This is a genomic window from Dactylosporangium sp. NPDC005572, assembly GCF_040605515.1.
Classification (GTDB): domain Bacteria; phylum Actinomycetota; class Actinomycetes; order Mycobacteriales; family Micromonosporaceae; genus Dactylosporangium.
The window spans coordinates 25227-51997 of record NZ_JBEXCY010000036.1; the positions used below are offsets into that span (position 1 = coordinate 25227).

The window sequence follows — 26771 nt, forward strand, 5'->3', positions numbered from 1 at the left end:
GCAGAACCTACGAGCGGTACACCCCGAACTCCCACAGCGAGTAACCATACGTGGTCGCGCGAGCGGTACCGTTGATCCTCACGTAGCGTGCGTTGCCGTTGACGTTGACGTCGTCGAAGCCGCCGTTGCCGGTCGTCGTCGACCAGATCGTGGTCCAATTGCTGCCGTCGTCCGAGGTCTGGATCTGGTAGCCGGTCGCGTACGCCGCCTCCCAGGCCAGGAACACCTTGTTGAACGTCTGCTTGGAGCCCAGGTCGACCTGGATCCACGCCGTCGCCAGCCACTCGCTGGCCCACCGGGTGCCGTAGTTGCCGTCCACGGCGTAGGAGGGCAGCTGCGGGCCGTTGGTCCCGGTCGGCTGGTACGACGAGGCCGTCGCCGTCTTGTTCAGCGCGATGTTCGTGCCCGGGATCGACGGCGGGACGACCCGGAACGAGCGGGTCTCGATGCCGACGTTGCCCTGGCCGTCGAACGCGTAGACGTAGACCTTCCACACGCCGAGCGTTTCGGGCGCGCGAGCCGTGAACGTGCTGCCGTTCTGCGTGAACACGACGTTGCGGAAGCCGGTGCCGCCGCTGATGTACTTGTCGCTGTACATCAGGTTGTAGCGGATCGCGTCACCGTTCGGGTCGGTGGCGGCGACGTTCACGGTGAACGTGCTGCCGGCCGGCACCGCCGTCTGGTTGCTGACCGTCATGCTGGTGACCTGCGGTGCGGTGTTGGCGAGGGGGGTTCCGGTGTACGCCTGCTTCAGCGCACCGTAGCCGAGCCGCCGCCAGCCCCCGGGGTACGTGTTGAGCCACACGCCGCCGAAGTCGTTCTCCAGGCCGTAGTGGAACTCGGTCGCGCCGAGGGCGACGCCCGGGTGCGACTTGATCGCGTTCCAGCTGGCCGTGTAGCCGTCGCGCTTCTGCAGGTCGGTCGGCTCGTTCGGCACCCCGTTGACGTCGTTGGGGACCTCCCACTCGCCGGACGGGCCGGCCTCGGTGACCACGTACGGCTTGGTGTACCCGCCGTTGATCCAGTCCTGCTTGATGTTGCCGATCGCGCCGTAGGAGTTGACGGCGAGCAGGTCCAGGGCCGGGGCGTTGTTCTTGTAGTACGGCCAGGCGCCGGTGTAGGCGTCCGTCGATGTCACCGGGTGGTTCGGGTCGGCGGCGTGGATCGCGATCGCCAGCTCGTTGACGTACTTGGCGTAGGCGACGCGCCGCGCCTCGACGTCGGCCGCGGACAGGCCGTGGTCCTGCATCGTGAGGATGACCTCGTTGCCGACGTCCCACATGAGCACGCCCGGGTGGTTCTTCAGGGTGTTGACCCGGTTCACGATCTCGGTCTTGGTGTTGTTCTTGTAGGTGGTGTCGTTGACGTAGTCGGCGCCCTGGTTCAGCCAGTGCCCGACGATCACCTTCATCCCCTGCTGCGCGGCCCGGTTGAGCAGCGTCGGCGTGTTGGCGTCGTCGACGCCCCACGTGCGGATCGTGTTGACGCCCATGTTCTTCAGGTCGCGCATGTACCCGTCGGCGGCGGCCTGCGGCGGGCCGTAGGTCAGGCCCTTGACCTCCCAGTTGGCCCCGTTGACCTGCAACTGCCAGTTGCCCTGCGATCCGGTGACGCGCACCACGCTCGGACCGGTCGGCGTCGCCGGGTCGGTCATCGCGGCGGGAACGGTTCCCGTGGCCTTGGAAACGGTGACGGAGTCGACGGAGAGCACGCCGCCCGACGTCGTGTCCGGCGTCGGCGTGGTGTAGCCGGCGATCGCGTTGGGCAGCGAGCCGCCCATCGAAAGGTCGAAGCGCAGGTAGAAGCCGTGCTGGACGGCCGCCTGCCAGGCGGTGACGCCGACCTGGCTCTCCCGCACGACCCACGACTGCTTGCCGTCGAGGTAGAAGCGGATCTCCTCGTCGGTCTTGGTGCGGTCGATGACCTGGGTGTACTCGTGGTAGCCGGTCTGGCAGCCGACGCACGACGCGAGGCCGGAGGTGCGGCCGTTGTACTCGCCGCACGGCCCGTCGGGCGCGGTGCCGCAGTGCAGGGTCTGCGACAGCTGGCTGCGGCCGTTGACGTCCATCATGATGTCGGTCTCGCCGACGCCCGGCCAGTTGTTCCAGTTGTTGCGGTACGCGGCGCCGGTGGCCCGGAACGCCGGCCAGTACCCGTCGGCGTTGGCGACGTCGGGCTGCTTGATGAGCGCGGTGAACCTCACCTGCTCGCCGGGAGCGGCCTGGAAATCGGTGCGCTGCGTCTCCAACCGGCCGGAGGTCCAGTTTCCAGCGCCGTCACGGATCGCCTTGATGTTCAGCTTGCCGGCACCGTCGAGGTACACGTTGGCGGTCGAGTTGCTGGCGGTCTCGACCTCGCCGGTCCCCCAGTTCGCCGCGCCGCCCGGGAACTGCGTTCCCGTGCGCATGATCCAGTTGGCGGCGGACGGCGAGGTGTTCGCCGCGCCGTCGAAGTTCTCGCTCCAGACCGTGGTCCAGCCGGGCTCCTGCGTCGGCGGGGTGGACGTGCTCGGCGAGACGCTGGCGCTCGGCGAGCCCGTCGGGCCGCCTCCGGTGAAGACCTTGAACTCCCACAGCGAGTACCCGTAGCCGCCGGGCCGCGCGGTGCCGTACATGCGCACGTAGCGGCCGCTGCCGGTGATGTTCAGCGTCTGCGTGCCGCCGGTGCCGCTGCTGGTGGAGTAGATGTCCGTCCATGACGTGCCATTGGTCGACGTCTGAATCTGGAACGACTTGCCGTAGGCGGCCTCCCACTGCAGCACGACCTGGCAGATCGACTGGGTGCTGCCGAGGTCGACCTGGATCCACTGGGGGTCGGAGAACTGGCTGCCCCAGCGGGTGCCCGCGTTGCCGTCGACCGCGTTGGCGGCGACGGTGTCCGCGCCCTCCGCCGACGACGCCGTGGCCGTCCTGCCCTGGGCGGCATTGGTGGTACCGCAGGTGCCCGGGTTCCCGGTGCCGCCGTCGAACGAGCCGTAGACCTTGAACTCGTAGAGGGAGTAGCCGTAGCCGGAGCCGCGCACCGTGCCGTACATGCGCACGTAGCGGCCGCTGCCGGTCACGTTGATCGTCTGCGTGCCACCGGTGCCGGTGGTGGTGGAATAGACGTTCGTCCAGTTCTGGTCATCGGTGGACGTCTGGATCTGGAACGACTTGCCGTACGCGCCCTCCCACTGCAGTTCGACCTGGCTGATGGTGGCGGGCGCGCCGAGGTCGATGCGGATCCATTGCGGGTCGCTCCACTGGCTGCCCCAGCGGGTGCCCGCGTTGCCGTCGTTGACGAAGCTGGCGGCGACGTCGTCGGCCTGGATCGAGGATGCGGTGACGGGCTTGCCTTGCGAGATCAGGCTGTCGGCGGCGCGGGCGAGCGGCGCGACCACGACGGCCACGGCGGCGACGACGGCGAGGGCGATGGCGGCGAGCAGGAGGATCCGCCACTTGGTCGGTCCGCGCCAGGCGGCGGGCCGCCCGCGGAGATGAAGGGCCGGTTGCACTCGGGGGCTCCTAGCTGAGGGGTGTGGGAGAGCGCGGCTGGCGGGAGTTGGAGAGCGCTCTCCAATTGGTCGCAGTCTTGCTCCGCCGTTTCCCGCATGTCAAGAGTGCCGATGTCTTTGGCAAGATCTTTTGACCCATTTTCATCTGGTACCTGGGGATCTGCGCGACCCTGGACCTTGACACCCCGGCCCGCGACGCCGCAGTCTGGTCACACGGCTCGGAGAGCGCTCTCCAGCCGTTCTTATTGTCCGGTTCACCTTCAGGGGCACGGGGAGTGGTGGTTGTGAGCACGACGGCGGTACGGACCACGGAGGGTCTGCTGACCTTTCCGTCGACCTTCTGGTGGGGCGCGGCGACGGCGGCGTACCAGATCGAGGGGTCCGTGGACGCCGACGGTCGCACCCCGTCGATCTGGGACACGTTCTCGGCCCAGCCCGGCCGGATCGACAACGGCGACACCGGCACGCACACGACCGGCCACTACACGCGCTACCGCGAGGACGTCGGGCTGATGGCCTCGCTCGGCCTGTCGGCGTACCGCTTCTCGATCGCCTGGCCGCGGATCCGCCCGGCCGGCGGGCACGGCGTCAACGAGGCCGGCCTCGGGTTCTACGACCGGCTCGTCGACGAGCTCCTCGGCGCGGGCGTCCGGCCGGTCGCGACGCTGTACCACTGGGACCTGCCGCAGGAGCTCGAGGACGCCGGCGGCTGGACGAACCGGGACACCGCGCTGCGCTTCGCCGACTACGCCGCCGTCGTCGCGGCGCGGCTCGGCGACCGGGTGGCGCTGTGGAACACGCTGAACGAGCCCTGGTGCTCGGCGTTCCTCGGCTACGGCACCGGCGGGCACGCGCCCGGCCGGCGCGGCCACGTCGGCGCGCTCACCGCGACCCACCACCTGCTGCTCGGTCACGGCCTGGCCGTCGCCGCGCTGCGCGACGCGGGCGTGACCGGGCAGGTGTCGGTGGCGCTCAACGCCGGCGCGGTACGCCCGCTGACCGACGATCCGGGCGACGTGGACGCCGCCCGCCGGATCGACGGCCTGCTGAACCGGATCTTCTTCGACCCGATCCTGCGCGGGGCCTACCCGGCCGACGTGCTGCGCGACACCGAACAGCTCACCGACTGGCACTTCGTCCGCCCCGGCGACCTGGCCGCGATCTCCGCGCCGGTCGACGCGATCTGCGTGAACTACTACCAGCCGGACCTGGTCAGCGCGGCCCCCGCCGGCGAGCTCGACCACGGCACCCCGTACCCGACCGCGCAGGGCGTGCGGTTCCACCCGACGCCCGGGCCCGTCACGCACATGGGCTGGTCGGTCGACCCGACCGGGCTGCGGGACCTGCTGCTGCGCATCCGCCGCGACTACGGCGACCGGCCGCTGTACGTCACCGAGAACGGCGCCGCCTACGAGGACCGGGTCGGGCCCGACGGCGGCATCGACGACCCGGAGCGCATCGCGTACCTGCGCGGGCACCTTGCCGCGGTCCACGAGGCGATTTCGACGGGGGTGGATCTCCGGGGGTACTTCGTGTGGTCGCTGCTCGACAACTTCGAGTGGGCGTTCGGGTTCAGCCGCCGCTTCGGGCTGATCCACGTCGACTACGACACGCTCGAGCGGACCGTCAAGGCGAGCGGTCACTGGTACCGCGCGGCGATCGCCCGCGGCGCGATCGAGGCTGTGTAGGCGGTCTAAGCGCTGAGGCTGCGCCGGACGCTGATGTAGAACGTCTCGATCCGGCGCACCACGTGCATGAGGCTCGCGAAGTCGACGGGCTTGCGGATGTACGTGTCGACCCGCAGCTCCTGGCTGCGCAGCACGTCCTCCTCGGCGGTGGAGCTGGTCAGCACCACCACCGGGATGGCGTTGAGCTGCGGGTCGGCGTGGACCGCCGCGAGCACGGCCCGGCCGTCGACGCCGGGCAGGTTGAGGTCGAGCAGCAGGATGTCGGGCCGGGGCGCGGCGGCGTGGGGCGGCTCCCGGCGCAGGAACCGCAGCGCGTCGGCGCCGTCGGTGCACACCGAGATCCGGTTGCGGACCTTGTGCTCCTCGAACGCCTCGCGCGTGATGAGCACGTCACCGGGATCGTCCTCGACGAGCAGGATCTCGATCGGCACCGCCGGATCGTCGCCGGCCGTCTCGCTCATCGTCGCCCTCCCGCTACCAGGTCAGCGCCCACAGTAACGTGTCCCGGCCACCCGCCCTCAGCAGCGGCACGCTACCGTGCTACTGGTTTTCCGAGCATCCGAGCGTTTCCGGAGCGGAGCGGGCATGGCGTTCTCGATCTCGACCGTCGGCGGGCACGGCCTCGTCACGGCCGACGGGGAGCTCGACGTGAGCACGTCGGCGGAGTTCCGCCGCACCGTCAACACCGCCCTCGACGAGGGCGACGGCACGCTCGTCATCGACCTCTCGGCGGTGACGTTCATGGACTCCACCACGCTGGGCGTGCTCATCGGCGCGTACAACCGGGTGCGCGACACGGGCGGCTCGCTCGCCGTGGTGTGCCCGGACCGCATCCGGCGGGTGTTCCGCATCACCGGCCTCGACCAGGTGTTCCGCCTGTGCGACACGGTCGAGTCGGCGGCGGAGGCCCTGGGTTAGGCCCTGGCTCACGGCGTCGGCAGCGCGGCCAGCTCCGGCGCCGAGAGGTGCAGCACCTCGTAGCGCTCGGTGAACGGTTCACCGTCGGGGATCTCGTCGCCCCACAGCGCGAACCGGACCAGGCGCCAGTCGCGCGGGTCGACGGCGACGGCGGCGGTGTGCAGCTGCGGGTGGCTCGCGAGGTGCGTCAGCTCGGGCGTGTAGTCGGCGACCAGGCGGGTCGCATACCGCGGCGGCCGTGCCCGCGCGGCGCCGGCGAGCGTGGTCAGGCCGGTCCAGTGGTGAACGGGCGGGCGGCCGAAGTCGCGCACGATGTTCTCGAACCCGCCGCCGCCGACCAGGAAATGCGCCATCGCGGGCACCGACGTCCACAGGTAGAACGGCGCGTACTGGTTGACGGGTGAGCCGTCGACGCCGGCCTCGCGGATGAGGTACGCCTTCAGGCCGAGCCCGGCCCGGTCGTCGAGCGCGTGGCCGCGGGTCTTCACCCGGTGCCGGATGATCGCCATGTCGTAGTCGGTCGGCAGCGTCAGCTCGTACTGCATGGCATACATGCTCGTCACGCCCTTCCGGCGACAGCGGTGAGCAGGCCGAGCACCCCGGCGACGGCCTGGTCGAACGGCTCGGTGGTGCCGGCCGCCCGGGCCAGCACATACCCGCCCTGCAGGGCCGCGACCACGGTCGCGGCGGTGGCCGCGGCGTCGACGCCGGGCGGCAGGTCGTCGGCGAGCAGCTCCGCGATCCGGCCGCGCAGCCAGGTGAACGTGGCGTCGAGCGGCTCGCGCAGCACCGGGTCGTCGACGACGCCGGGATCCTGGGCGAGCCGGCCGACCGGGCAGCCCTTGAGCACCTCGCGGGACCGGCGCAGGTAAGCGGCGACGCGCTCCACGCCGGTCCCGGGCGTGTCGAGCGACGCCTCGGCGCGGTCCCGCAGGTCGGCGGCCGTGCGCCGGATCGCGGCCGCCGCGAGGTCGGGCTTGCCGCGGAAGTGGTGATACATGCTGCCCTGGCCGGCACCGGCCCGCTCCTGGATCGCCCGCGGGCTGGTGCCGGTGTACCCGCGCTCCCAGAGCAGCTCCTGGGTGCTCGTCACGAGCCGGTCAGCGGCGTTCACGCGTACATACTAGTAGGTACAGCCCCGCTGGTACAGCTAGGTCTGATCCACCACCAGGGCGTGGTGGCGGGTCGAGCGCTCGGCGGCCGACTGCTCGCGGAGGATCTCGTCGATCTCGGCGATCTGCTCGGCGGTGTGCCGCGACAGGATCATGTCGAGCTCGAGGCGCTCGGCCGGCGTGCGGTACGCGGCGATCTCCCGAGCGAGGCGGCGGCGGGCCTTGCGGGCCCCGGCGCGGCTGGTCAGAGCGTCGCGCACGCGGCGGGAAACGGTCTCCATGGTTCCTTTGCTCCTTCGTTCCTGGTGTTTCCGAGTGTTTCCGAGTGTTTCCGACGCTCCCTACTGTATCGATTCAGAAAGATCCACACCGCTGATTCCGCGGTGACGCGGGGCACGCAGGCCGTGAGCTGGGGGTGGAGGATGCAAAGGTGCGCGACGTCACCGTTGACCCCGCCGGCCTGGAGCCGATCGAGACCGCCTCCCGCGACGAGCTGACCGCCCTGCAGCTCGCCCGCCTCCGCCAGACCCTGCAGCACGCGTACCGCAGCGTGCCGCACTACCGGGAGGCGTTCGACGCCGCCGGTGTGCATCCCGACGACTGCCGCGACCTGGCCGACCTGGCGCGGTTCCCGTTCACGACCAAGGACGACCTGCGCCGGCGGTACCCGTTCGGCATGTTCGCGGTCCCGCGCGCCGAGGTGGTCCGGGTCCACGCCTCCTCGGGAACGACCGGGAAACCGACCGTCGTCGGGTACACCCGCCGCGACGTCGACACCTGGGCCGATCTCATGGCCCGCTCGATCCGGGCGTCCGGCGGCCGGCCCGGCGACGTGGTCCACGTCGCCTACGGGTACGGCCTGTTCACCGGCGGCCTCGGCGCCCACTACGGCGCGGAGCGGCTCGGCTGCACGGTCGTGCCGGTGTCCGGCGGCATGACGGAGCGCCAGGTCATGCTCATCCAGGACTTCCGGCCGGACGTCATCATGGTGACGCCGTCGTACCTCCTGGCGATCGTCGACGAGATGGAGCGCCAGGGCCTCGATCCGCGGGAGAGCGCGCTCCAGATCGGGATCCTCGGCGCCGAACCGTGGACGAACGACATGCGCGCGGAGATCGAGGCCCGGCTCGACATGCACGCCGTGGACATCTACGGCCTGTCGGAGGTGATGGGCCCCGGCGTCGCGAACGAGTGCGTGGAGACGAAGGACGGCCTGCACGTGTGGGAGGACCACTTCTTCCCGGAGATCGTGGACCCGCTCACGGGCGCGCCACTGCCAGACGGCGAGGTCGGCGAGCTGGTCTTCACGTCGCTGACGAAGGAGGCGATGCCGGTGATCCGCTACCGCACGCGCGACCTGACCCGCCTGCTGCCGGGAACGGCCCGCACGATGCGCCGGATGGAGAAGGTGACCGGCCGCAGCGACGACATGATGATCGTGCGCGGGGTGAACGTGTTCCCAACCCAGATCGAGGAGCTGCTCCTGCGCGAGCCGGCCCTGGCGCCGCACTTCCAGTGCGTGCTGTCCCGCCGGGACCGGTTGGATGTCTTGACGGTACTGGCGGAGCGCCGCACCGACACGCCACCCGAAACGGCCGAGGCGGCCGCCGACCGCCTCGGCGCACTGGTGAAGAACACGATCGGCGTGTCGGCGGAGGTGCAGGTCCTGAACCCGGGCGGCGTGGAACGCTCGATGGGCAAGATGCGCCGAGTGATCGACGAACGCCACTGACCCCGGTGCCAGCGCCCGCGAGGTGCGTGGACCGATCGGTGGGCAGGATGCGCCGGGTGATCGACAGACGCCGCTTGCTTCGGTGTCAGCGCTCGCGCGGTGCCCTAGCCCGCCGGGTGAGCGCTCTCCCCCAGCCGCAGGCGGGGCGTGCCCTCGCCGGTCGCACAGAAGCGGACCAGGCCGGCGATGTCGATGCCGTGCGGGGGGTCGGCGGCGTACGCGCGCAGCCGCTCCGCCGCCCGCCCGAGCAGCCGCGCGGCGCCGGTCGGGTTGCCCCGCCGGGCGTGGGTCACGCCGACGGCGATCTGGGCGAGGCCGCGCCACAGCTCCCGCTCGGGCTCCGGGGCGGCCTTCCACGCCGCCTCCAACACCTCGTGCGCGTGGAACGGCCGGTCCGCGTCGAGCAGCCGCTGGGCCTGCTCCAGCGCCTCCGCCGGGGTCACGCCGAGGTCGTCGGGCATGGTGGGCACCCCGGCGGCACCCCGCGGCAACGGCCGCCCGAGCCCGTCCCGCGGCCGTGCGTTCCGCGCCCGCCCGAACTCGTCCCGATCGCGCATTTCCGAGCCGTTCCCCGCCTGCCCGCGCTCGTCCGGATCCCGCGTCTCCCGGCCGTTCCCGCTCAGATCCCGGTCCCGTTCCACGTTCCCCACGCTACGTCACGAGCTCCTCACATCGGCAGGCCCCCGGACGGTGGCAGCGCTCGATGTCCGGCATGATGGGACGCGTGACGCAATGGGAGTACGCGCGACTGGAGTACCGTGCGGCGGGAACGCTCGGCACGGACAAGTTCGAAGACTGGGACGCCGTGTTCCACCACCCGGGCGGGGTGCAGCGCTGGGGCACGGACGAGCGGTTCAACGACCTCCGGCACCTCAACCGGGCCGGCGCCGAGGGCTGGCAGGCCTACGACCGGGCCGCGATGATCATCGGACAGCCGCACCGCCTGCACGCGGTCACGTACTCCCTGCGCCGACCCGTGGAACCCTGATCCTCTGCTGGTGGTGGTGACCCGGGCGCCCCTCGGCGCCCGGGTTCCTTGCGTTCGGGCACCCCTCTTTCCAGGAGTCTCCCAGTCCGTTGCCAAGGGTCGCGGAGCCGGCGCCGGAACACTCGGTCGTGCCGAGTGAAAGGGGCGCAGGGTGGATCGGGAACACGGACTACGACGCGCGACGGGAATTACGGGGCTGCTCGCAGCACTGGGAGTGGCCGGGACGCTGGCGGTGGCCACGGTGGCGTACGCGGCGCGCCCCGAGGACCAGGAGACCGGGAACGAGCAGGCCGTCACCTCCACGGACGACGCCTCCGGCGGCTCGTCGTGGCCGCAGCTCACCGACGATTCGAGCAGTGACACCGGCACCTCCGGCGGGCACGCGACGACGGGGGGCTCGTGATGTCCACTGTGGAGCATCTCCCCACCGGCGACGGCTGTGCGCAGTGGCAGGCCTGGGGAACGACCGTCCGGGTCGTGGTCACTGACCCGGCCGCGCTCGAGGACGCCGCCGGGCTCGTCCGGCAGGAACTCGCCGCGGTCGACGTGGCGTGCAGCCGGTTCCGCCGGGACACCGAATTGGAGCGGGTGTACCGCGCCGCCGGCCGCCCGGTCATGGTGAGCCCACTGCTGGCCGACCTCGTCGGCGCCGCCCTGCGCGCGGCCCGGGACACCGACGGCGACGTGGACCCGACCGTGGCCGCGACCCTGGCCGACCTCGGCTATGACCGCGACTTCGCCGCGCTGTCCAGCTCGCCCCGGCCGGCCACCGGGAACGCCGCCGCACGCGGGAACACACGATCCGGAAACGAGCCAACCGCCGGGAACGCCGCCGGACACCGGAACACGCGATCCGGGAACCCGCCGACGGCCGGGAACGGGTCCATCGCGGTGCGGGCCGGCTGGCCCACCGTGCTCGGGCCGGCGCCGTTCGAGCTCGCCCGGCGCCGGGTCGATCCGCCCGGCCCCACCGACTTCGGCATGGCCGCCGCGCGGCCCGTTGACCTCGGGCCGGGCACGGAAGGGGACGAGCGGTCCGGGACCGTGCGGCTGATCGTGTACCCGACCGCCGACTGGCGGCACGTCCGGCTCGACGGGCGGCGGCTGACGGTGCCTCCCGGGGTGCGGCTCGACCTCGGGGCCACGGCCAAGGCCTGGACCGCCGACCGGTGCGCGCGGCTCGTCGCCGACATGCTCGGGTGCGGGGTGCTCGTCTCGCTCGGCGGTGACATCGCCACCGCCGGCGCCGCGCCCGCCGGGGGCTGGCGGGTCCTCGTGCAGGACCGGCCGGGGCAGCCGGCGTGCACGGTACGGCTGCCGGGCGGAGCGGCGATCGCGACGTCCAGCACGATCAGCCGGCGATGGGCCGGCGCCGGTGGCCGGCGGCTGCACCACATCATCGACCCGCGCACCGCGCGGCCGGCCGAGCCGGTGTGGCGCACGGTGACCGTGTCGGCCCGCACCTGCCTGCTCGCCAACACGCTCAGCACCGCCGCCGTCGTGCGCGGGGTCGCCGGGCACGGCTGGCTCGCCCGGCAGGGCGCCCCGGCGCGGCTCGTCGCCGCCGACGGCTCGGTCCTGACCACGGTCGGGTGGCCCGCATGAGCGACGCGCTGTGGTACCTGGCCCGCGGCACCGGCGTCACCGCGCTCGTCCTGCTCACCGTGGTCGTCGTGCTCGGCGTCGCGAACCGGCGCAGCCGGCCCGCATTCGGGCTGCCCCGGTTCGGGGTGGCGCTCGTGCACCGCAACGCGTCGCTGCTGGCGGTCGCGTTCGTCGGTGTCCACGTCGTGACGCTGTTCTTCGACCCGTACGCGCAGCTGCGCCTGGCCGACCTGGTCCTGCCGTTCGGTGCCGAATACCGTCCACTGTGGACCGGACTGGGCACGCTCGGCGTCGACCTCCTTGCCGCCGTGGTCGTGACCAGCCTGCTGCGGCAGCGGCTCGGGGTCCGCGCCTGGCGCGCGGTGCACTGGCTCGCCTACGCCTGCTGGCCCGCCGCCTGGCTGCACGCGCTCGGCGCCGGCTCCGACGCCGGCACCTGGTGGCTGCAGGCCGTCGCCGGAGTGAGCCTCCTTGCGGTCCTGGCCGCCGTCGCGGTCCGCGCATTCGGCACGCCCCGACCCGCCGCCCAAGGAAACGCACCTGGAACGCCCCGACCAGCCGCCCAAGGAAACGCACCTGGAACGACCCGACCAGCCGCCCGGGGAAACGGGCCTGGAACGACCCGGGCGACCCAGGGAGACGCGCCCGGCACGCCCCGACCGGACACCCGGGGAAACGGCATCCCCGTGTCGGTCCGAGCCGGCAGCGGTGTGCGATGACCGCGCGGCTGCTCGCAACCCACGACGGCATGCACGACGCGCCGCCGTACGCGCCGTCGGAGCGGCTCATCGAGCTCGTCCGCGACGCCGGCCTCACCGGGCGCGGCGGCGCCGGATTCCCGACGTACCGGAAGCTCGAAGCGGTCCGCAACGCGCGGCGGGAAGGCAAGGCGCGCCGGGACGCGGTGGTCGTCGGTAACGGCGCCGAGGGTGAGCCGGCCAGCGCCAAGGACGCGGTCCTGCTGGAGCGGTCCCCGGGGCTCGTCCTCGACGGCCTGCAGCTGGCCGCCGGCGCCGTCGGCGCGTCGCGTGCCTACCTGCACGTCGCGCACCAGGCGGTACCGCGGCTGGAACGGCTCCTGGCCGCGCGCCGGGACCCGGTGCCCGTGACCCTCCAGGCGGCCGCGCCGACGTTCCTGGCCGGCGAGGAGTCGGCCGTCGTCGCCGCGATCGAGGGCCGCCGGGCGGTTCCCCGCGACAAGTTCCGCCGGATCACCGAGGCCGGCGTCAGGGGCGCGCCCACGCTGGTGCAGAACGTCGAAACGCTCGCGCACCTGGCGCTCGTGGCCCGCCACGGGCCGCGCTGGTTCCGCGCGGTGGGCACCGCCGACGAGCCGGGAACGTTCCTGGCGACCGTCACCGGCGCGGTCCGGTCGCCCGGCGTGTACGAGCTGCCGTGCGGTGCCCCGCTGGGGCTCGCGATCGAGCGGGCGGGCGGCCTGGCGGTACCGGCGCGGCATGTCCTGATCGGGGGCTTCCACGGTGCGTGGGTGCCGGCCCGGGCCGGGCTGCCGATCAGCCGCGCCGGGCTGGCGCCGTTCGGGGCGTCGCCCGGGGCCGGGGTCGTCGCGGTGCTCGCGGCGGGCCGGTGCGGGCTCGCCGAGACGGCGCGGATCGTGGCGTACCTGGCCCGGGAGTCGGCCGGGCAGTGCGGCCCGTGCCGCAACGGCCTGCCGCGCCTCGCGGCCGCCCTGGCCCAGGCCGTCCAGCAGGCCGCCGAGCAAACCGTCCCGCAGGCCGCCGAGCAGGCCGTCCCGCAGGCCGCGGAGGTGGCGCGGATCGCGCGGATCGTCAGCGGGCGTGGCGCCTGCGCACATCCGGACGGCACCGTGCGGCTGGTCCGCAGCGCGCTCGCCGCCTTCGCCGACGACATCGAGGCCCACCGGGAAGGCTGGTGCATCGAAGGATGAGCGTCCTGCACGTCGACTGGACCCGCTGCGACGGGCGGGGACACTGCTCGGAGCTCCTGCCCGAGGTCCTCGTCGCCGACGAGTGGGGCTACCCCCTGAGCCGGGACGGCGCCCGGGAGATCCCGGACGCCGTCCTGCGCCACGCGAAGCTGGCCGTGGAGCACTGCCCGCTCATGGCGCTGCGGCTTACGCCAACCTAGGCGGCGGCGGGCTTGCGGACGGCGCGGACGACGATCATCGTCGCGCCGCCCAGCACGAGCAGGAAGCCCGCGGCCATGAAGCCGTAGCGGGCCAGGCTCTGGCTGCGCTTCTCCTCGTCGTACGAGGAGACCGTGGTCTTGCCGTTGCGGGTCTCCTCGCACGTGTCGGTCGTCCGCATCTCGACGCCGCCGCAGAGCGCCTTGCCGCCCGAGCCCCAGGGGCTGAACACCAACACCAGGAGCAGGACGCCGATCGCGACGGCGCCATATCGATTGCCGAAGATCCTCCAGAACATGAGAGCGCACCCTAGCGAACCGCCGGGGCGCGTGCTGCCCCGTGGCCCGCAGCGGTCAGTAGCCGGGGAACAGCGCCCGCAGGTCGTCGAGCGAGAACACGCCCGTCGCCTTCACCGACGAGGGCGTGTACGGCGCGCCGAGGCGCCCCGCGGCCAGGCGCAGCCAGGCCTCCAGCGGCAGCGAGAGCTCCGCGTCAGCGTCAGCGTCAGCGTCAGCGTCCGACGGTACGAGGGAGACCTTGTCGGCGTCGACGCGCAGCGCGAACCGCTCGTCAAGGTCGGTCAGGGTCACGAGCAGGGTCCCGGTGCGGCCGTCGAGGCGGTCCGGCTTGGCGATCCAGTTGAACATGCCCTCGATGCGGTCGTTCATCAGCGCGGCCGCGGCCGGGTCCAGGGCCGCCGCCGGGTCGAACGCCACCCGGACGTCCCACTGGTGGTACCCGAACTCGGTCAGGCGCAGCACGGCCGACGTGGCCACGTCGACCGGCTCCGGCATCCAGCCCACGTCGATGCGGTGCGACCCGCGCTGCTCCGGGGTGAACGCCTCGTACGCCTCGACCAGGCGCTGGTTCGCGACCGGGAACGACGCCTGCCGCTCCTCCGGGGTCATCCCGTCCCAGCGGGCCCACACGCCCTTGTTGAACTCGAAGTCCGGCGGCGGGTCGCCGGCCAGGGACCGGCGGACGACCTCCAGGTTGATCTCGGCGCCGCTGCCCAGGTGGCTGACCACCTGGGAGACGTCCCACTCGGCGGCGGCGGACGGGCCGCGCAGCTGCTCCGGTGTGAGCCCGCGCACCAGCGCCGTCAGCTCGTCGTGGCCCTTACGGAGAGCGGCGATCGCTTGATCGGCTCGCGTGGTCATGGCACTCCTCAAGACGGGGAACAACTTGAAGCATAAACATTCTTGTGACGCACGACTCGGGGAGACTGCCCGATCAGCAATATTGCCTGCTTGGCAACATCAGGTACGTTCTGCTGATGAACACGGGGGTCGTATCGGGTGAACGCCAGAGCGCCACGAGGATACGACCACGTGCATGGACCGAGCTGTTACTGGTCGTCGGGCTGTTCCTGGCCTACAAGGTGGGGCGCCTGGTCGTCGACGGGCGGGTGAGCGCCGCCTACGCCAACGCGGATCTGGTCTGGGACTTCGAGCGGGCGCTGCGCCTGCCCGGCGAGGCCGACGTCCAGCACCTGCTGCTCAGCGCCGAGGCGCTCGTGCGCGGCGCGAACCTCTACTACGCGGTCGTGCACTTCCCGGCGACCATCGCGTTCCTGCTGTTCATGTACTTCTTCCGGCCCGAACACTACCTGCGGTTCCGGCGGATGCTCGCCTGGCTCACCGCGATGGGGCTGCTGATCCACTTCGCGTTCCCCCTCGCACCGCCGCGGATGCTGGGTGGGCTCGGCCTGGTCGACACCGCCGCCGTCTACGGGCCCTCGGTGTACGGGCCGCCGGAGACCGACACGCTCAGCAACCAGTACGCGGCGATGCCGTCGCTGCACGTCGGGTGGGCCATCGTCGTCGCGGCCGGGCTCATCGTGGCCACGAGGACGAAGTGGCGCTGGCTGTGGGTGGCGCACCCGGTGCTGACCATGATCGTCGTCGTGGGCACCGCCAACCACTACTGGCTCGACGGGGCCGTCGCCGGGGGCCTGGTGGCCGGCCTGCTGGCCGCGACCGCCAAGCGCGAGCTTGAGCTTCCGGCAGTACCGCTGCAGCTGCAGCGTGCCGAGACGGCACACAGCGCCGGAAAGCCGACCTGACCCGCGCGCAACGAGCGCGGCTGCGCTATCAAGGTCACGTGGACTGGAACCTTCGCACCTGCGCCCGGCGCGGACACGTCACGTACGTTCCCGCCGAGGACGCCTACCGCGAGCGCCTGGAGGCGACAACGCCGGTCGGCCCGGCCTGGCGGTGCCTGCGCTGCGGCGACTTCGTCGTCGGCGAGCCGCAGGCGAGGGGGCCGGCCGAGGACGCGCCGATCGTGCTGCGCGGCCGGGCCCTGCGCGACGCGCTCATCCTGCGCGTGCTGTCGGTCGAGCGGTTCGTGAAAGGCCTGCTCGTGCTGGCCGCGGCGTACGGCGTGTTCCACTTCCGCAGCCACCGCGACGGCGTCGAGCGGGCGTTCAACGAGGACCTGCCGCTGCTGCGGCCGTTCGCCGACAAGATCGGCTGGCGGTTCGAGGACTCCGCCATGATCCACACGATCCGGACCGTCATCGAGGCCGAGTCGCGCACGCTGCTGTGGGTCGCCGCCGGCCTCGCGCTGTACGGGGTGCTCCAGCTCGTCGAGGGCGTCGGCCTGTGGATGCTCAAGCGCTGGGGTGAGTACTTCGCCGTGGTCGCCACCTCGCTCGGCCTGCCGGTCGAGATCTACGAGCTCACCGAGAAGGTGACCTGGCTGCGTGTCGGCGCGCTGGTGGTGAACATCGCCGCCGTGCTGTACATCCTGCTGTCGAAGCGGTTGTTCGGGCTGCGCGGCGGGCACGCCGCGTACGCGGCCGAGCGGCACGAGACCAGCCTGCTCGAGGTCGAGATCGCCGCGCACGAGCCGACCCTGCCCCGCGGGCTGCGCGACCCCAAGGTCCCCGTCGGCGCTCGGTGACCGGCTGATCGCGCAACTGCCTCTGGCGGGAAACGGATTGGCGTCGTATAGTTGAACGCGAGACCGGCATCTTCCCCCGTGGATGCCGGTCTTCTTATTTGGCGGACTCCCGCCCGACGCTCCCGCGGATCGTGCGGATCGCGTTCAGGTTGTGCTCCCGCGCCGCCGTCTCCAGCACCTCCGGGTGGTCCTCCGCCGCCTCCAGCAGGTCGAGCAGGCGGTCGTGCTCGTCCACGGCGGCGCTCAGGCGCACCTGCGGGTAGAGCGAGGCGAGCACCCGCGACGCGTCGATGCGGTCCCAGATCCCGTCGAGGGCGTCGATCATGTACTGGTTGCCGCAGCGGCAGTACAGCGCGCGGTGGAACCGCCGGTGCAGCGCCATGATCTCGCCGTGGTCGAGCCGGCTCGCCGCCGCGCCGGTGCGCAGTGCGGCGTTGAGCTGCCGGGCCTCGGCGATCTGCGCGCTCGTCACGCGCCGGGCCGCCGCCGCGAACGCGTAGCCGTCGAGCAGTGCGAGCATCTCGACCAGCTGCTCCCACTGCTCGTCCGCGAGCGTGGCGACCCGGGCCCCGACGTTGCGGGCGAAGCTGACCAGGCCCTCCGCCTCCAGCCGGCGGATCGCCTCGCGGACCGGCACGGGGCTCACGTCGAGCTCGCGGGCGAGGCTGCTCAGGACGAGCCGGTGCCCCGGCCCGTAGCGGCCGTCGAGGATCCGCTCGCGGATCTCCCGGTAGGCCAGCTCGTGCTTGGACGGCACGGACCCCGCGGAGGGCTTGGCGGGCACGGAAGCCGCGGGGGGCTCAGAAGGCTTGGAAGGCTCAAGTTGCACGTGCGAATTCCGCTCTTGACATCGGCGGAGGCTCCCCACAATCATATACGATCGGACGTTCGCCATCCGTGGTGCGGCTGAGTCGACGGGGGCAACCGCGCCGCGAATGGCGAAAGTCAGGCGGTCCGTTCGGTGCTCAGGCCCAGCTCACGCATGGATGTCTCACGCATCTCCACCTTCCGAACCTTGCCGGTGACGGTCATCGGGAAGCCGTCCACGACCTTCACGTACCGTGGGATCTTGTAGTGTGCCAGCCGCCCGGCGCAGAACTCGCGCACGGCCTGCGCGGTGAGCGCCGCCGCGCCCTCCCGCAGCCGCACCCACGCCATCAGCTCCTCGCCGTAGCGCGCGTCGGGCACGCCGATCACCTGCACGTCGACAATGTCCGGGTGGGTGTAGAGGAACTCCTCGATCTCGCGCGGGTAGACGTTCTCGCCGCCCCGGATGACCAGGTCCTTGATCCGGCCGACGATGTTCAGGTAGCCCTCGTCGTCCATCGTCGCGAGGTCGCCGGTGTGCATCCAGCGGGCGCTGTCGATCGCCTCGGCCGTCTCGGCGGGCTGCCGCCAGTACCCCAGCATCACGCTGTACCCGCGGGTGCACAGCTCGCCCGGGGTGCCGCGCGGTACGACCAGGCCGGTCTCGGGGTCGATCACCTTGACCTCGAGGTGCGGCCCGACCCGGCCGACCGTCGACACCCGCCGGTCGAGGTCGTCGTCGCGGCCGGTCTGGGTGGACACCGGCGACGTCTCGGTCATCCCGTAGCAGATCGTCACCTCGGCCATGCCCATGTCGGCGATGACCTGCTGCATCACGTGCACGGGGCACGGCGAGCCGGCCATCACGCCGGTGCGCAGGCTCGACAGGTCGTAGCCGGCGAAGTCGGGCAGCGCCAGCTCGGCGATGAACATGGTGGGCACGCCGTACAGGACGGTGCAGCGCTCCTGCTGCACCGCGCGCAGCGTGGGGGCCGGGTCGAACGAGCGCTCAGGGATCACCATGCAGGCGCCGTGCGTGGTGGCGCCGAGGTTGCCCATCACCATGCCGAAGCAGTGGTAGAACGGCACCGGCAGGCAGACCCGGTCGTGCTCGGTCCAGCCCTGCGCCTCGGCGACGAAATAGCCGTTGTTCAATATATTGTGGTGCGACAGGGTCGCTCCCTTGGGGAAGCCGGTCGTGCCCGAGGTGTACTGGAGGTTGATCGGGTCGTCGAAGGTGAGCGTCGCCTCGCGCTCCCGCAGGGCCGCCTCCGGGGCCAGGTCGGTGAACAGCGGCCCGTCACCGATGAAGATCACGTCGTCGAGCGACGGGCGGACCTCGGTGACCATCGCCCGGTAGTCGGAGGTCTTCAGCCGCTCCGCGGCCACCAGCAGGCCGGCGCCGGACTGCTCGAGCACGTATCGCAGCTCGTGGGTGCGGTACGCGGGATTGATGTTGACCAGGATGGCGCCGATCTTGGCGGTGGCGTACTGCAGGATGGTCCACTCCGGACAGTTCGGCGCCCAGATGCCGACCCGGTCGCCCTTCGCGACCCCGCGGGCGAGCAGCCCGCGCGCGGCGGCCTCCACGTCGGCGTGCAGCCCGGCGTATGTCCAGCGGCGGCCGGTGGGCACGTCGACCAGCGCGTCGGCGCCGGGCACGCGGGCGGCGGTGCGGTCGAGGTTGGCGCCGATGGTCTCGCCGAGCAGGGGGACGCCGGCCAGGCCGACGGCGTATGACAGCGACATGGACTCACGATGCCACCGGGCCCGCGGCTCCTCCAGGGATGCGCGCCCTGGACATCGGCGGCCCGGGCCCCGTGCCCGTACCCTGGGCGTCATGACTGACCTCTTCTTCGGTGACACCGAGGTCAGCCGTGACCTGGCGGCCGTCGACTGGGCCGCCACCCCGCTCGGCCCGCCCGGCGGCTGGCCGCAGAGCCTGCGCTCGGTCGTGCGCATCCTGCTCGGCTCGCGGTTCTCCATGTGGATGGCGTGGGGGCCGCAGCTCACGTTCCTGTGCAACGACGCCTACCGGCGCGACACCCTCGGCAAGAAGTACCCCTGGGCACTCGGCCGCCCGGCCAGCGACGTCTGGGCCGAGATCTGGCCCGAGATCGGCCCCCGCATCCGCACCGTCATCGACACCGGGGTCGCGACCTGGGACGAGGCCCTGCGGCTGTTCCTCAACCGCAGCGGCTTCACCGAGGAGACGTACCACACGTTCTCCTACAGCCCGCTCACCGACGACGACGGCGCCATCACCGGCATGCTGTGCGTCGTCAGCGAGGAGACCGAGCGGGTCATCGCCGAGCGGCGCATGGCCACCCTGCGCGACCTGGGCTCCGACGCCGGCGAGGGCGGCGTCTTCGCGGTCGCCGAGCGGCACCTCGCCGCCCGCGACGACGACCTGCCGTTCACCCTCACCTTCCTGTTCGACGACGACGGCGGGGCGCACCTGGCGTCCAGCACCGGCGTGCCCGCCGGGCACCCGCTGCGCGAGCCGGCGACGTGGCCGCTCGGCGAGCTCGAACGGGCCGTCCCGCTGACCCTGGGCGGGTTCACCGGGCTGCCGGCCGGTGCGTGGCCGGAGCCGCCGGCCGAGGTCCGGCTCGTGCCGCTGGCCCGGGAGGGCGGCGGCCGGCCGTACGGCTTTCTCGCCGTCGGGCTCAACCGGTACCGGCCGTTCGACCAGGGGTACAGCGGCTTCCTCGACCTGCTCGCCGGGCAGATCGCCGCCCGGATCGCCGCCGAGCGCGCCTACGACGCCGAGCGGCAGCGCGCCGAGCAGCTCGCCGAGCTCGACCGGGCCAAGACGGCGTTCTTCACCAACGTCAGCCACGAGTTCCGGACCCCGCTGACGCTGCTGCTCGGGCCGGCCGAGGACGCGCTGGCCTCCCCGCTGCGCCCCGACCAGCGGGACCGGATCGAGGTCGTGCACCGCAACGCCGAGCGGCTGCTGAAGCTCGTCAACACGCTGCTGGATTTCTCGCAGCTGGAGTCGGGCCGGCTCGAACCGCGGCTGGAGGCGCTCGACCTGGCGCGGCTCACCGCCGAGCTGGCCGGCATGTTCCGCCCGGCGGCCGAGCGGGCCGGGCTGGCCCTCGTGGTGGACTGCCCGCCGCTGCCCCGGCCGGTCGCCGCCGACCGCGAGATGTGGTCGAAGATCATCCTCAACCTGCTGTCGAACGCGCTGAAGTTCACGTTCACCGGCACGATCGCGGTCCGGCTCGCCGACGCCGGCGACGGGTTCGCGCAGCTGAGCGTCACCGACACCGGCGTCGGCATCGACCCGGCCGACCAGGGCGCGCTGTTCGACCGGTTCCACCGGGTCACCGGCACCCGCTCGCGCACCCACGAGGGCTCCGGCATCGGCCTGGCGCTGGTCGCCGAGCTGACCGCGCTGCACGCCGGCACGGTCGGGGTGCGCTCCGCGGTCGGCGAGGGCACCACGTTCACCGTCCGCATCCCGTTCGGCCCGGCGGTGGGCTCCTCCTCGGACGACCCGGCGCTGACCCCCGACCTGCGCGGCTACGTCGCCGAGGTGGACCGCTGGGTCGGCGCGCCGCTGCCGGCCCCGGTGTCGCCGGCGGCGACCGGCCCGCGCGTGCTCGTCGTCGACGACAACACCGACATGCGCGACTACATCCGGCGCATCCTGGAGGGCGACTACCGGGTGCTGGAGGCCGCCGACGGCGTGGAGGCCCTGGCCCTGGTCCGGGCCGACCCGCCCGACCTGGTCCTCACCGACGTGATGATGCCGAACCTCGACGGGTTCGGCCTCCTCGCGGCGCTGCGCGAGTCCGGGGCCGCGCACCTGCCGGTCATCGTGCTCTCCGCCCGCGCCGGCGACGAGGCGACCGTCGAGGGGCTCGAGGCCGGCGCCGACGACTACCTCGTCAAGCCGTTCTCACCGCGCGAGCTGCGCGCCCGGGTGCGCTCCAACCTGGAGTTCGACCGGCTCCGCCGCACCCGCGACGAGCTGGAGCGCAGCCGCGGGCTGCTCGACCAGGCGCAGCGGCTGGCCTCGGTCGGCAGCTGGGAGCTCGACCTGCGCACCGGCGACCTCGAGGGCTCCGACGAGTTCCGGCGCCAGTTCGGGGTGACCGCCCTCGATCGGGACTTCTTCGTCGACCACCTGCACCCGGACGACCGGGCCCACGTCGAGGCGGCCCTCGCGGCCGCCGCGACCGGGGCGCCGCTGGACTACGAGGCCCGGGTGTTCCTGCCGGACGGGTCGCAGCGGATCTTCCGCACGATCGGCGAGCTGGAGCGCGACGCCACCGGCGACCCGGCCCGCCTGCGCGGCTCCAACCAGGACATCACCGAGCAGCGGCGGGCCGAGCAGGCGATCGCCGCCGCCGCGGCCGCGCAGGAGGCCGCCGCCCGCGAGCACCGCATCGCCGACGAGCTCCAGCGCAGCCTCATGCCGCCGGTCCGGCTCAACCCCGAGCACCTCGACCTCGCCGCCTACTACCGGCCGGGCGTGGCCGGCACGCAGGTCGGCGGCGACTGGTACGACGTCATCGAGCTCGGCGCCGACCGCACCGCCCTCGTCATGGGCGACGTCATGGGCCGCGGGGTGCGGGCCGCCGCGGTGATGGGGCAGCTGCGGGCCGCGGTGCGCGCCTACGCGCGACTCGACCTGCCGCCGGCCGACGTCCTGGAGTACCTCGACGGCGTCGTCCGCGACCTGGGCGAGGACCAGATCGTCACCTGCGTCTACGCCGTCTACGACCCGGGCGAGCGCAGCCTGACGTACGCCAACGCCGGCCACCTGCCGCCGCTGCTGCTCCTGCCGGGCACGGCGCCGCGGCCCCTCACGTCGTCCGGCCCGCCGCTGGGCACCGGGCCGATCACCCTGGCCGAGGAGCGGATCGAGCTGCCCGTCGGGTCGCTGCTCACGCTGTACACCGACGGCCTGGTCGAGCACCGCGACCGGGACCTCGACAGCGGCATCTTCGCCCTGGCCGCGCTCGTCGGGGACATCGCCGGGCCGCTCGGCGACGTGCCCGACCAGCTCGTCGCCCGGCTCCTGCCCGACGGCCCCGACGACGACATCACGCTGCTGCTCACCCGGGTCGTCGGCGAGCCCGGCGACGAACAGTCGGTCATCCAGCACATCCCGGCCGAGGAGCGCGCCGTGCGCGACGCCCGGCGCCTGGTCGGCACGACGCTGCGCCGCTGGGAGGCGCCGCCGCGGGTCGTCGACGACATGACCCTGGTCGTGAGCGAGCTGGCGGCGAACGCCGTGCTGCACGGCCGCCCGCCGATCCAGCTGCGGCTGCGCCGCACGGCGACGCACGTGGTGCTCGAACTGCACGACACGGCGCCCTACCTGCCGCGCAAGCAGCGGCCGGCCCCGGACGACGAGCACGGCCGGGGCCTGCAGCTCGTGGCGTCGCTGTGCGACCGGTGGGGCACCCGCCCGACGGCCGACGGCAAGGCCGTCTGGTGCATGCGGTCGATCTGACCGTGCCGGCTACTTCCTGTTCGCGCCCAGGCAGAGCACGTCGCCCTTCTTGCCCTCCTCACCCTGCCAGTAGGTGGCGGCGGTGTCGGGCCACTCGTCGCAGACGCTCGTGACGCTGATGGTGCTCTCGATGCGCTCCTTGCCGACGGGTGAGGGGTGCGGATGAGGCGGGCGCCAGCGCGCCGTCCGGCGCCGGAGGTCGTCCTACCGTTGGAGCGGTGAGCGTGGTCCGGCGCGAGGCGCGGCGGCGGTGGATCGTCGTCGCCGTGGCGCTGGCGGTGCTCGTCGCCGTCCCGGCCGGGATCGCCGCCGCGCCCGCCGGGGCCGAACGGGTGCCGCCCCTGGCGCTGCGGCAGCGGATGCTCGACTCCGCGGGGACGGCGTTCCAGGGGTACGTCGAAACGCGCGGGACGGTCGTGCTGCCCGACCTGCCGCAGCTCAGCGACGTCGCCGGGCTGCTCGGCGGGACCACGAGCATGCGCGTGTGGCACGCCTCGCCGCAGGCCTGGCGGGTCGCCGTCCTCGACCCCGTCGGCGAGCGCGACACCTACCGGACCGCCGACGGGACGTACACCTGGGACTTCAGCCGGAACCTGTGGACCGAACTCACCGGCGAGCCCGTGGTGCGGCTGCCCCGCGCGGCCGACCTGCTGCCGCCGGAGCTCGCGCGGCGGCTGCTCACCGACGCCGGGCCCGGCGTGCCGATGCGGTCCCTGCCGGGGCGGCGGGTCGCCGGGGTCGCGGCCGCCGGGCTGCGCCTCACGCCCGCCGACCCGGACACCACGATCCGGCGGGTCGACGTGTGGGCCGACCCGGCGACCGGGCTGCCGCTGCGGGTCGACGTCGCGTCGGCGTTCACGTCGCGGTTCCTGGACCTGCGCCGCTCGGCGCCGCCCACGTCGGTGCTCCGGCCGCGCGGCTCGCCGACGTCCGGGTTCGTCACGACCGCCCAGCCCGACGTCGTGTCGGCGCTGAACACCGTCGCCGGTGCGAGCCTGCCCGGCAGCCTGGCCGGGCGCGCCCGGGTGCCCGGGCCGGTCGAGGCGGTCGCCGTCTACGGCGCGGGGCTGTCCCGGTTCGTCGTCGTGGCGGTGCCGGGGCGGCTCGGCGAGCGGACCCTCGCCGCCGCCCGCGACGTCGTGCGGTCGGGGATGCTGACGGTGCTGGTGACCCGACCGTCCCGCCGGACCTACCTGCTCGCCGGGTTCGTCACCCCGGCGCTGCTCACCCGCGCCCAGGCGGACCTGCGGTGATCGAGACCTGCGGGCTCACGAAGCGGTACGGGCACCTCACGGCGGTCGACGACGTCGCCCTGTCGGTGCCCGACGGGTCGCGCTTCGGGCTGCTCGGGCCGAACGGCTCCGGCAAGACGACGCTGATCCGGATGCTGCTCGGCCTGGTGTTCGCGACCAGCGGCGAGATCACCCTGCTCGGCCGCCCGGTCCCCCGCCGGCTGCGCGAGGTGCTGCCCGACGTCGGTGCCCTGGTCGAGGGCCCGGCCGCGTACGGCCACCTCTCCGGCCGGGCCAACCTGCGCCTCCTCGACGCCGCCGGCCGCTCGTCGCGGGCCACCCGGCGCCGCCGCGTCGACGAGGCGCTCGACCGGGTCGGGCTCGGCGGCATCGACCACCGGCCGGTCCGCGCCTACTCGCTCGGCATGCGCCAGCGCCTCGGCCTGGCCGCGGCCCTCCTGCGCGCGCCGCGGCTGCTGGTGCTCGACGAGCCGACGAACGGCCTGGACCCGCAGGGCATCCACGAGATCCGCGAGCTGCTGCGCGAGGTGAACGCGGCCGGGACCACGCTGCTGGTCTCCAGCCATCTCCTCGCGGAGGTCGAGCAGCTGTGCACCTGGGTCGGGATCATGGACCACGGCCGCCTGGTCCGCCAGGACGAACTGGCCACGCTGCGCGCCTTGACGGGACGGGTCGTCCTGCGTACCCCGGACGCCGACCGCGTCGTCGCGCTCCTCGACGGCCGGGTCGAGCACCGGGCCGGCGACCGCCTGGCGGTCCGGCACGCGGACGCCGCCGCGCTCAACGCGCACCTGGTCGGCGAGGGGCTGCGGGTGACCGAGCTGGCCCCCGAGCGGCGGACCCTCGAACAGGTCGTCCTGGCCGCCACGGGCGCCGGCGCCGACCACATCGCCACGGAGTCGCAATGATCCTTGTCGAGCTGGAGAAGCTCGCTCGGCGGCCGCGCACCTGGGTCAGCGTCGGGCTGCTCTGCCTGCTGCCCGCGGCCGTCGCCGTCCTGCTCGCCACCACCCGGGTCGGCACCGCGGCCGGGGAGGGCCCCGCGTTCCTCTCCGCCGTGCTGGCCAACGGGTCGCTGTTCCCCGCGGCGGCGCTCGCGATCGTGCTGCCGCTGTTCCTGCCGGTGGCGGTCGCGGTCGTGGGCGGCGACTCGGTGGCCGGCGAGGCGAGCGTGGGGATGCTGCGGTACCTCGTGGCGCGCCCGGTCGGCCGCACCCGGCTGCTCGTCGCCAAGCTCGTGGCGCTGACCGCCTTCGTCGTCGCCGCCGTCGTCGCCGTGGTGGTCAGCGGGTACCTCGTCGGCGTCCTGCTGCTCCCCACCGGCCCCGGCGGCGACGTGGTCACCTCGGTCTCCGGCCCGGCCCTGAGCGGCGGCCAGGTGGCGCTGCGGATCTGCGCGGCGACGGGCTACATCGCGCTGTCCATGCTCGGCGTGGGCACCATCGCGCTGTTCCTGTCCACGGTGACCGACTCGGCCCTGGGCGCGACCCTGGGCGCGATCGCGGCGCTGGTGGCGAGCCAGCTGTTCGTGGCCCTGGACGCGGCGTCGGCGATCCGCCCGTACCTGCCGACGCGCTACTGGCTGGCCTGGATCGACTTCTTCCGCGAACCGATCCTGTGGCGCGACATCGAGCGGGGCCTGGGCATCCAGGCCGTGTACGTGGCCGTCTTCCTGGGCCTGGCCTGGGCCAACTTCGCCACCAAGGACGTCACGACCTAGCAGGGCATCGGCGGCTGGATGCCGGCCGGGCCCAGTGCGTCGGCGACCAGGCCGGTCACGTAGGCGTCCGTCGGGAGCTGGGCGTGGCTGACCTGGCGGCCCGGGCAGAGGCGCTGGATGTCGGCGTCCACCGCGCCGGCCAGCCGGGCCGAGTCCGGCGGGACGACCGTCTGGTCCTGCTCCGACCAGATGCTCAGCCACTGCGGCGGGCGCGGGACCGGCTCGGGCAGCGTGTCGAGCAGGGCGCTGCCCGGGGCGAGCTGCTGGCAGGCGGTCGGGCAGGCGCCCGGCAGCGCGGCGGCGCCCGTCGCCGCGAGCCGGGCGCCGTGGTGGGGTGAGCCGAGCGTGACGATGCGGCGGGCCTTGTGCTCGCCGTCGAACCGCTCGAACCACAGCCGGGCCACGACCCCGCCGGCCGAGTACCCGACCAGGTCCACGGACGGGGCGTGGCGCAGCGCGTCGGTGACGGCGTCGTCGAGGGCGTCGGCCTGCCCGTTGAGGTCGCCCGTGCCGCCGTCGGGCAGCTCCACGACGCGCACGGCCCGCCCGGTGGCGCGCAGCTCCACGGCCAGCGTGTCGAGCGCGGCCGCGTTGCCGCCGTAGCCGGGCACCAGCAGTACCGCACCCGGATCGCCCTGCGCGGGCACCCCCCGCGGCTCGTGCAGCACCAGCCACCGCACCCCGCCCGCCCCGGCGACGAGCACCGCGATCGCCGCGAGGACGACGAACATCGCGCGCCGGCGGGGGCTCATGCCGGACGCACTACCCCGGAACCACCGCCCGCACGTACCCGATGTCGCGAAGGTCCAGGTCCAGGTGGCCCTCGGCGATGTGGCACCTCGCCCGGCACTCCAGCGTATCGATGTGTACCGAACTGTTCACCGCGCGCACGTGTGGGTGTCAACGCTGCCTCATGGCCGCTGCCCACGATGTGGAGCCCCCTCCCCGCGCTCCGAGACGAGGCACCG

Annotated in this window: 26 protein-coding genes; 15 read left to right on the forward strand and 11 right to left on the reverse strand. The window is 73.1% G+C overall.

Annotation, left to right across the window (positions count from 1 at the left end; genetic code table 11):
- Nucleotides 1-7: 7 nt before the first annotated feature.
- Nucleotides 8-3493 (reverse strand): discoidin domain-containing protein, encoded by a 3486-nt coding sequence (locus ABZS66_RS19915; RefSeq protein WP_354759609.1) that lies wholly within the window; start codon nucleotides 3491-3493, stop codon nucleotides 8-10.
- A gap of 284 nt (nucleotides 3494-3777) precedes the next feature.
- On the opposite strand from ABZS66_RS19915, the gene ABZS66_RS19920 reads away from it, so the two are divergent.
- The gene (locus ABZS66_RS19920) at nucleotides 3778-5181 is read left to right on the forward strand and encodes a GH1 family beta-glucosidase (protein ID WP_354759611.1); all 1404 of its coding nucleotides are present in this window, start codon (nucleotides 3778-3780) and stop codon (nucleotides 5179-5181) included.
- A 5-nt stretch (nucleotides 5182-5186) separates the two neighbouring features.
- Here ABZS66_RS19920 and ABZS66_RS19925 read toward each other — a convergent pair whose 3' ends face one another.
- The gene (locus ABZS66_RS19925) at nucleotides 5187-5642 is read right to left on the reverse strand and encodes a response regulator (protein ID WP_354759613.1); all 456 of its coding nucleotides are present in this window, start codon (nucleotides 5640-5642) and stop codon (nucleotides 5187-5189) included.
- 124 nt (nucleotides 5643-5766) lie between these two features.
- Here ABZS66_RS19925 and ABZS66_RS19930 point away from each other — a divergent pair, with 124 nt between their 5' ends.
- Nucleotides 5767-6099, forward strand: a complete 333-nt coding sequence (locus tag ABZS66_RS19930; protein ID WP_354759615.1) for an STAS domain-containing protein — start codon at nucleotides 5767-5769, stop codon at nucleotides 6097-6099.
- An 8-nt stretch (nucleotides 6100-6107) separates the two neighbouring features.
- Here the strand turns inward: ABZS66_RS19930 and ABZS66_RS19935 are convergent, their stop codons facing one another.
- From ABZS66_RS19935 to ABZS66_RS19945, 3 genes are read right to left on the reverse strand one after another with little or no spacing between them, the layout of a single operon-like run.
- On the reverse strand, nucleotides 6108-6644 hold the full coding sequence (locus tag ABZS66_RS19935) for a DUF4865 family protein (protein ID WP_354759617.1): 537 nt from the start codon (nucleotides 6642-6644) through the stop codon (nucleotides 6108-6110).
- A 14-nt stretch (nucleotides 6645-6658) separates the two neighbouring features.
- Complete coding sequence (locus tag ABZS66_RS19940; RefSeq protein ID WP_354759619.1) at nucleotides 6659-7213, reverse strand: TetR/AcrR family transcriptional regulator; 555 nt, start codon at nucleotides 7211-7213, stop codon at nucleotides 6659-6661.
- Between the two features lie 36 nt (nucleotides 7214-7249).
- Complete coding sequence (locus ABZS66_RS19945) at nucleotides 7250-7492, reverse strand: hypothetical protein (RefSeq protein ID WP_354759621.1); 243 nt, start codon at nucleotides 7490-7492, stop codon at nucleotides 7250-7252.
- Between the two features lie 149 nt (nucleotides 7493-7641).
- Between ABZS66_RS19945 and paaK the strand changes: the two genes are divergently transcribed.
- Nucleotides 7642-8943, forward strand: coding sequence for a phenylacetate--CoA ligase PaaK (gene paaK / locus ABZS66_RS19950; protein ID WP_354759623.1), 1302 nt, complete (start codon nucleotides 7642-7644; stop codon nucleotides 8941-8943).
- A 104-nt stretch (nucleotides 8944-9047) separates the two neighbouring features.
- Here paaK and ABZS66_RS19955 read toward each other — a convergent pair whose 3' ends face one another.
- The gene (locus tag ABZS66_RS19955) at nucleotides 9048-9584 is read right to left on the reverse strand and encodes a DUF309 domain-containing protein (RefSeq protein WP_354759625.1); all 537 of its coding nucleotides are present in this window, start codon (nucleotides 9582-9584) and stop codon (nucleotides 9048-9050) included.
- 83 nt (nucleotides 9585-9667) lie between these two features.
- On the opposite strand from ABZS66_RS19955, the gene ABZS66_RS19960 reads away from it, so the two are divergent.
- The 6 genes from ABZS66_RS19960 to ABZS66_RS19985 all read left to right on the forward strand — a co-directional run bounded on the left by ABZS66_RS19960 (nucleotide 9668) and on the right by ABZS66_RS19985 (nucleotide 13645).
- Nucleotides 9668-9931 (forward strand): hypothetical protein, encoded by a 264-nt coding sequence (locus ABZS66_RS19960; protein ID WP_259856062.1) that lies wholly within the window; start codon nucleotides 9668-9670, stop codon nucleotides 9929-9931.
- Nucleotides 9932-10082: 151 nt separating this feature from the next.
- The gene (locus tag ABZS66_RS19965) at nucleotides 10083-10334 is read left to right on the forward strand and encodes a hypothetical protein (protein WP_354759628.1); all 252 of its coding nucleotides are present in this window, start codon (nucleotides 10083-10085) and stop codon (nucleotides 10332-10334) included.
- 8 nt (nucleotides 10335-10342) lie between these two features.
- On the forward strand, nucleotides 10343-11536 hold the full coding sequence (locus tag ABZS66_RS19970; protein ID WP_354759630.1) for an FAD:protein FMN transferase: 1194 nt from the start codon (nucleotides 10343-10345) through the stop codon (nucleotides 11534-11536).
- Entirely contained in the window at nucleotides 11533-12255 is a 723-nt protein-coding gene (locus ABZS66_RS19975) for a ferric reductase-like transmembrane domain-containing protein (protein ID WP_354759632.1), read from the forward strand. The genes ABZS66_RS19970 and ABZS66_RS19975 overlap by 4 nt, the downstream gene beginning before the upstream one ends.
- On the forward strand, nucleotides 12252-13445 hold the full coding sequence (locus tag ABZS66_RS19980; RefSeq protein ID WP_354759634.1) for an NADH-ubiquinone oxidoreductase-F iron-sulfur binding region domain-containing protein: 1194 nt from the start codon (nucleotides 12252-12254) through the stop codon (nucleotides 13443-13445). The genes ABZS66_RS19975 and ABZS66_RS19980 overlap by 4 nt, the downstream gene beginning before the upstream one ends.
- The gene (locus ABZS66_RS19985) at nucleotides 13442-13645 is read left to right on the forward strand and encodes a ferredoxin (RefSeq protein WP_354759636.1); all 204 of its coding nucleotides are present in this window, start codon (nucleotides 13442-13444) and stop codon (nucleotides 13643-13645) included. The genes ABZS66_RS19980 and ABZS66_RS19985 overlap by 4 nt, the downstream gene beginning before the upstream one ends.
- On the opposite strand, the gene ABZS66_RS19990 is transcribed toward ABZS66_RS19985, so the two are convergent.
- Nucleotides 13642-13941 (reverse strand): hypothetical protein, encoded by a 300-nt coding sequence (locus ABZS66_RS19990; protein ID WP_354759638.1) that lies wholly within the window; start codon nucleotides 13939-13941, stop codon nucleotides 13642-13644. The genes ABZS66_RS19985 and ABZS66_RS19990 overlap by 4 nt on opposite strands.
- Before the next feature lie 55 nt (nucleotides 13942-13996).
- A complete protein-coding gene (locus ABZS66_RS19995) occupies nucleotides 13997-14803 on the reverse strand; it encodes a maleylpyruvate isomerase N-terminal domain-containing protein (RefSeq protein WP_354759640.1) in 807 nt (268 codons plus the stop codon).
- Nucleotides 14804-14919: 116 nt separating this feature from the next.
- On the opposite strand from ABZS66_RS19995, the gene ABZS66_RS20000 reads away from it, so the two are divergent.
- Both ABZS66_RS20000 and ABZS66_RS20005 read left to right on the forward strand, forming a co-directional pair.
- The gene (locus ABZS66_RS20000) at nucleotides 14920-15708 is read left to right on the forward strand and encodes a phosphatase PAP2 family protein (protein WP_354759642.1); all 789 of its coding nucleotides are present in this window, start codon (nucleotides 14920-14922) and stop codon (nucleotides 15706-15708) included.
- A gap of 38 nt (nucleotides 15709-15746) precedes the next feature.
- A complete protein-coding gene (locus ABZS66_RS20005; RefSeq protein WP_354759644.1) occupies nucleotides 15747-16550 on the forward strand; it encodes a DUF2127 domain-containing protein in 804 nt (267 codons plus the stop codon).
- Between the two features lie 94 nt (nucleotides 16551-16644).
- Here the strand turns inward: ABZS66_RS20005 and ABZS66_RS20010 are convergent, their stop codons facing one another.
- Entirely contained in the window at nucleotides 16645-17307 is a 663-nt protein-coding gene (locus ABZS66_RS20010) for a GntR family transcriptional regulator (RefSeq protein ID WP_354759646.1), read from the reverse strand.
- A 188-nt stretch (nucleotides 17308-17495) separates the two neighbouring features.
- Complete coding sequence (locus tag ABZS66_RS20015; protein ID WP_354759648.1) at nucleotides 17496-19106, reverse strand: AMP-binding protein; 1611 nt, start codon at nucleotides 19104-19106, stop codon at nucleotides 17496-17498.
- Nucleotides 19107-19197: 91 nt separating this feature from the next.
- Between ABZS66_RS20015 and ABZS66_RS20020 the strand changes: the two genes are divergently transcribed.
- The 4 genes from ABZS66_RS20020 (at nucleotide 19198) to ABZS66_RS20035 (ending at nucleotide 25803) form a co-directional block, all read left to right on the forward strand.
- Entirely contained in the window at nucleotides 19198-22830 is a 3633-nt protein-coding gene (locus ABZS66_RS20020) for a SpoIIE family protein phosphatase (protein ID WP_354759650.1), read from the forward strand.
- A gap of 218 nt (nucleotides 22831-23048) precedes the next feature.
- The gene (locus ABZS66_RS20025; RefSeq protein WP_354759652.1) at nucleotides 23049-24083 is read left to right on the forward strand and encodes a hypothetical protein; all 1035 of its coding nucleotides are present in this window, start codon (nucleotides 23049-23051) and stop codon (nucleotides 24081-24083) included.
- Entirely contained in the window at nucleotides 24080-24991 is a 912-nt protein-coding gene (locus ABZS66_RS20030) for an ATP-binding cassette domain-containing protein (RefSeq protein ID WP_354759654.1), read from the forward strand. Before ABZS66_RS20025 ends, ABZS66_RS20030 begins: the two co-directional genes overlap by 4 nt.
- Nucleotides 24988-25803, forward strand: coding sequence for an ABC transporter permease (locus ABZS66_RS20035; protein WP_354759657.1), 816 nt, complete (start codon nucleotides 24988-24990; stop codon nucleotides 25801-25803). The genes ABZS66_RS20030 and ABZS66_RS20035 overlap by 4 nt, the downstream gene beginning before the upstream one ends.
- Here the strand turns inward: ABZS66_RS20035 and ABZS66_RS20040 are convergent.
- A complete protein-coding gene (locus ABZS66_RS20040; protein ID WP_354759659.1) occupies nucleotides 25800-26555 on the reverse strand; it encodes a lipase in 756 nt (251 codons plus the stop codon). The genes ABZS66_RS20035 and ABZS66_RS20040 overlap by 4 nt on opposite strands.
- Between the last annotated feature and the right edge of the window lie 216 nt (nucleotides 26556-26771).

What these genes read in the sequence shown, in the direction of transcription:
- ABZS66_RS20020 (WP_354759650.1), top strand. Translation starts at nt 19,198, where the DNA reads ATGACTGACCTCTTCTTCGGTGACACCGAGGTCAGCCGTGACCTGGCG.
- ABZS66_RS20040 (WP_354759659.1), bottom strand. Translation starts at nt 26,555, where the DNA reads ATGAGCCCCCGCCGGCGCGCGATGTTCGTCGTCCTCGCGGCGATCGCG.
- ABZS66_RS19945 (WP_354759621.1), bottom strand. Translation starts at nt 7,492, where the DNA reads ATGGAGACCGTTTCCCGCCGCGTGCGCGACGCTCTGACCAGCCGCGCC.
- ABZS66_RS19975 (WP_354759632.1), top strand. Translation starts at nt 11,533, where the DNA reads ATGAGCGACGCGCTGTGGTACCTGGCCCGCGGCACCGGCGTCACCGCG.
- ABZS66_RS19925 (WP_354759613.1), bottom strand. Translation starts at nt 5,642, where the DNA reads ATGAGCGAGACGGCCGGCGACGATCCGGCGGTGCCGATCGAGATCCTG.
- ABZS66_RS19990 (WP_354759638.1), bottom strand. Translation starts at nt 13,941, where the DNA reads ATGTTCTGGAGGATCTTCGGCAATCGATATGGCGCCGTCGCGATCGGC.
- ABZS66_RS20015 (WP_354759648.1), bottom strand. Translation starts at nt 19,106, where the DNA reads ATGTCGCTGTCATACGCCGTCGGCCTGGCCGGCGTCCCCCTGCTCGGC.
- ABZS66_RS20035 (WP_354759657.1), top strand. Translation starts at nt 24,988, where the DNA reads ATGATCCTTGTCGAGCTGGAGAAGCTCGCTCGGCGGCCGCGCACCTGG.
- ABZS66_RS19995 (WP_354759640.1), bottom strand. Translation starts at nt 14,803, where the DNA reads ATGACCACGCGAGCCGATCAAGCGATCGCCGCTCTCCGTAAGGGCCAC.
- ABZS66_RS19935 (WP_354759617.1), bottom strand. Translation starts at nt 6,644, where the DNA reads ATGCAGTACGAGCTGACGCTGCCGACCGACTACGACATGGCGATCATC.
- ABZS66_RS19985 (WP_354759636.1), top strand. Translation starts at nt 13,442, where the DNA reads ATGAGCGTCCTGCACGTCGACTGGACCCGCTGCGACGGGCGGGGACAC.
- ABZS66_RS19980 (WP_354759634.1), top strand. Translation starts at nt 12,252, where the DNA reads ATGACCGCGCGGCTGCTCGCAACCCACGACGGCATGCACGACGCGCCG.
- ABZS66_RS19930 (WP_354759615.1), top strand. Translation starts at nt 5,767, where the DNA reads ATGGCGTTCTCGATCTCGACCGTCGGCGGGCACGGCCTCGTCACGGCC.
- ABZS66_RS20000 (WP_354759642.1), top strand. Translation starts at nt 14,920, where the DNA reads ATGAACACGGGGGTCGTATCGGGTGAACGCCAGAGCGCCACGAGGATA.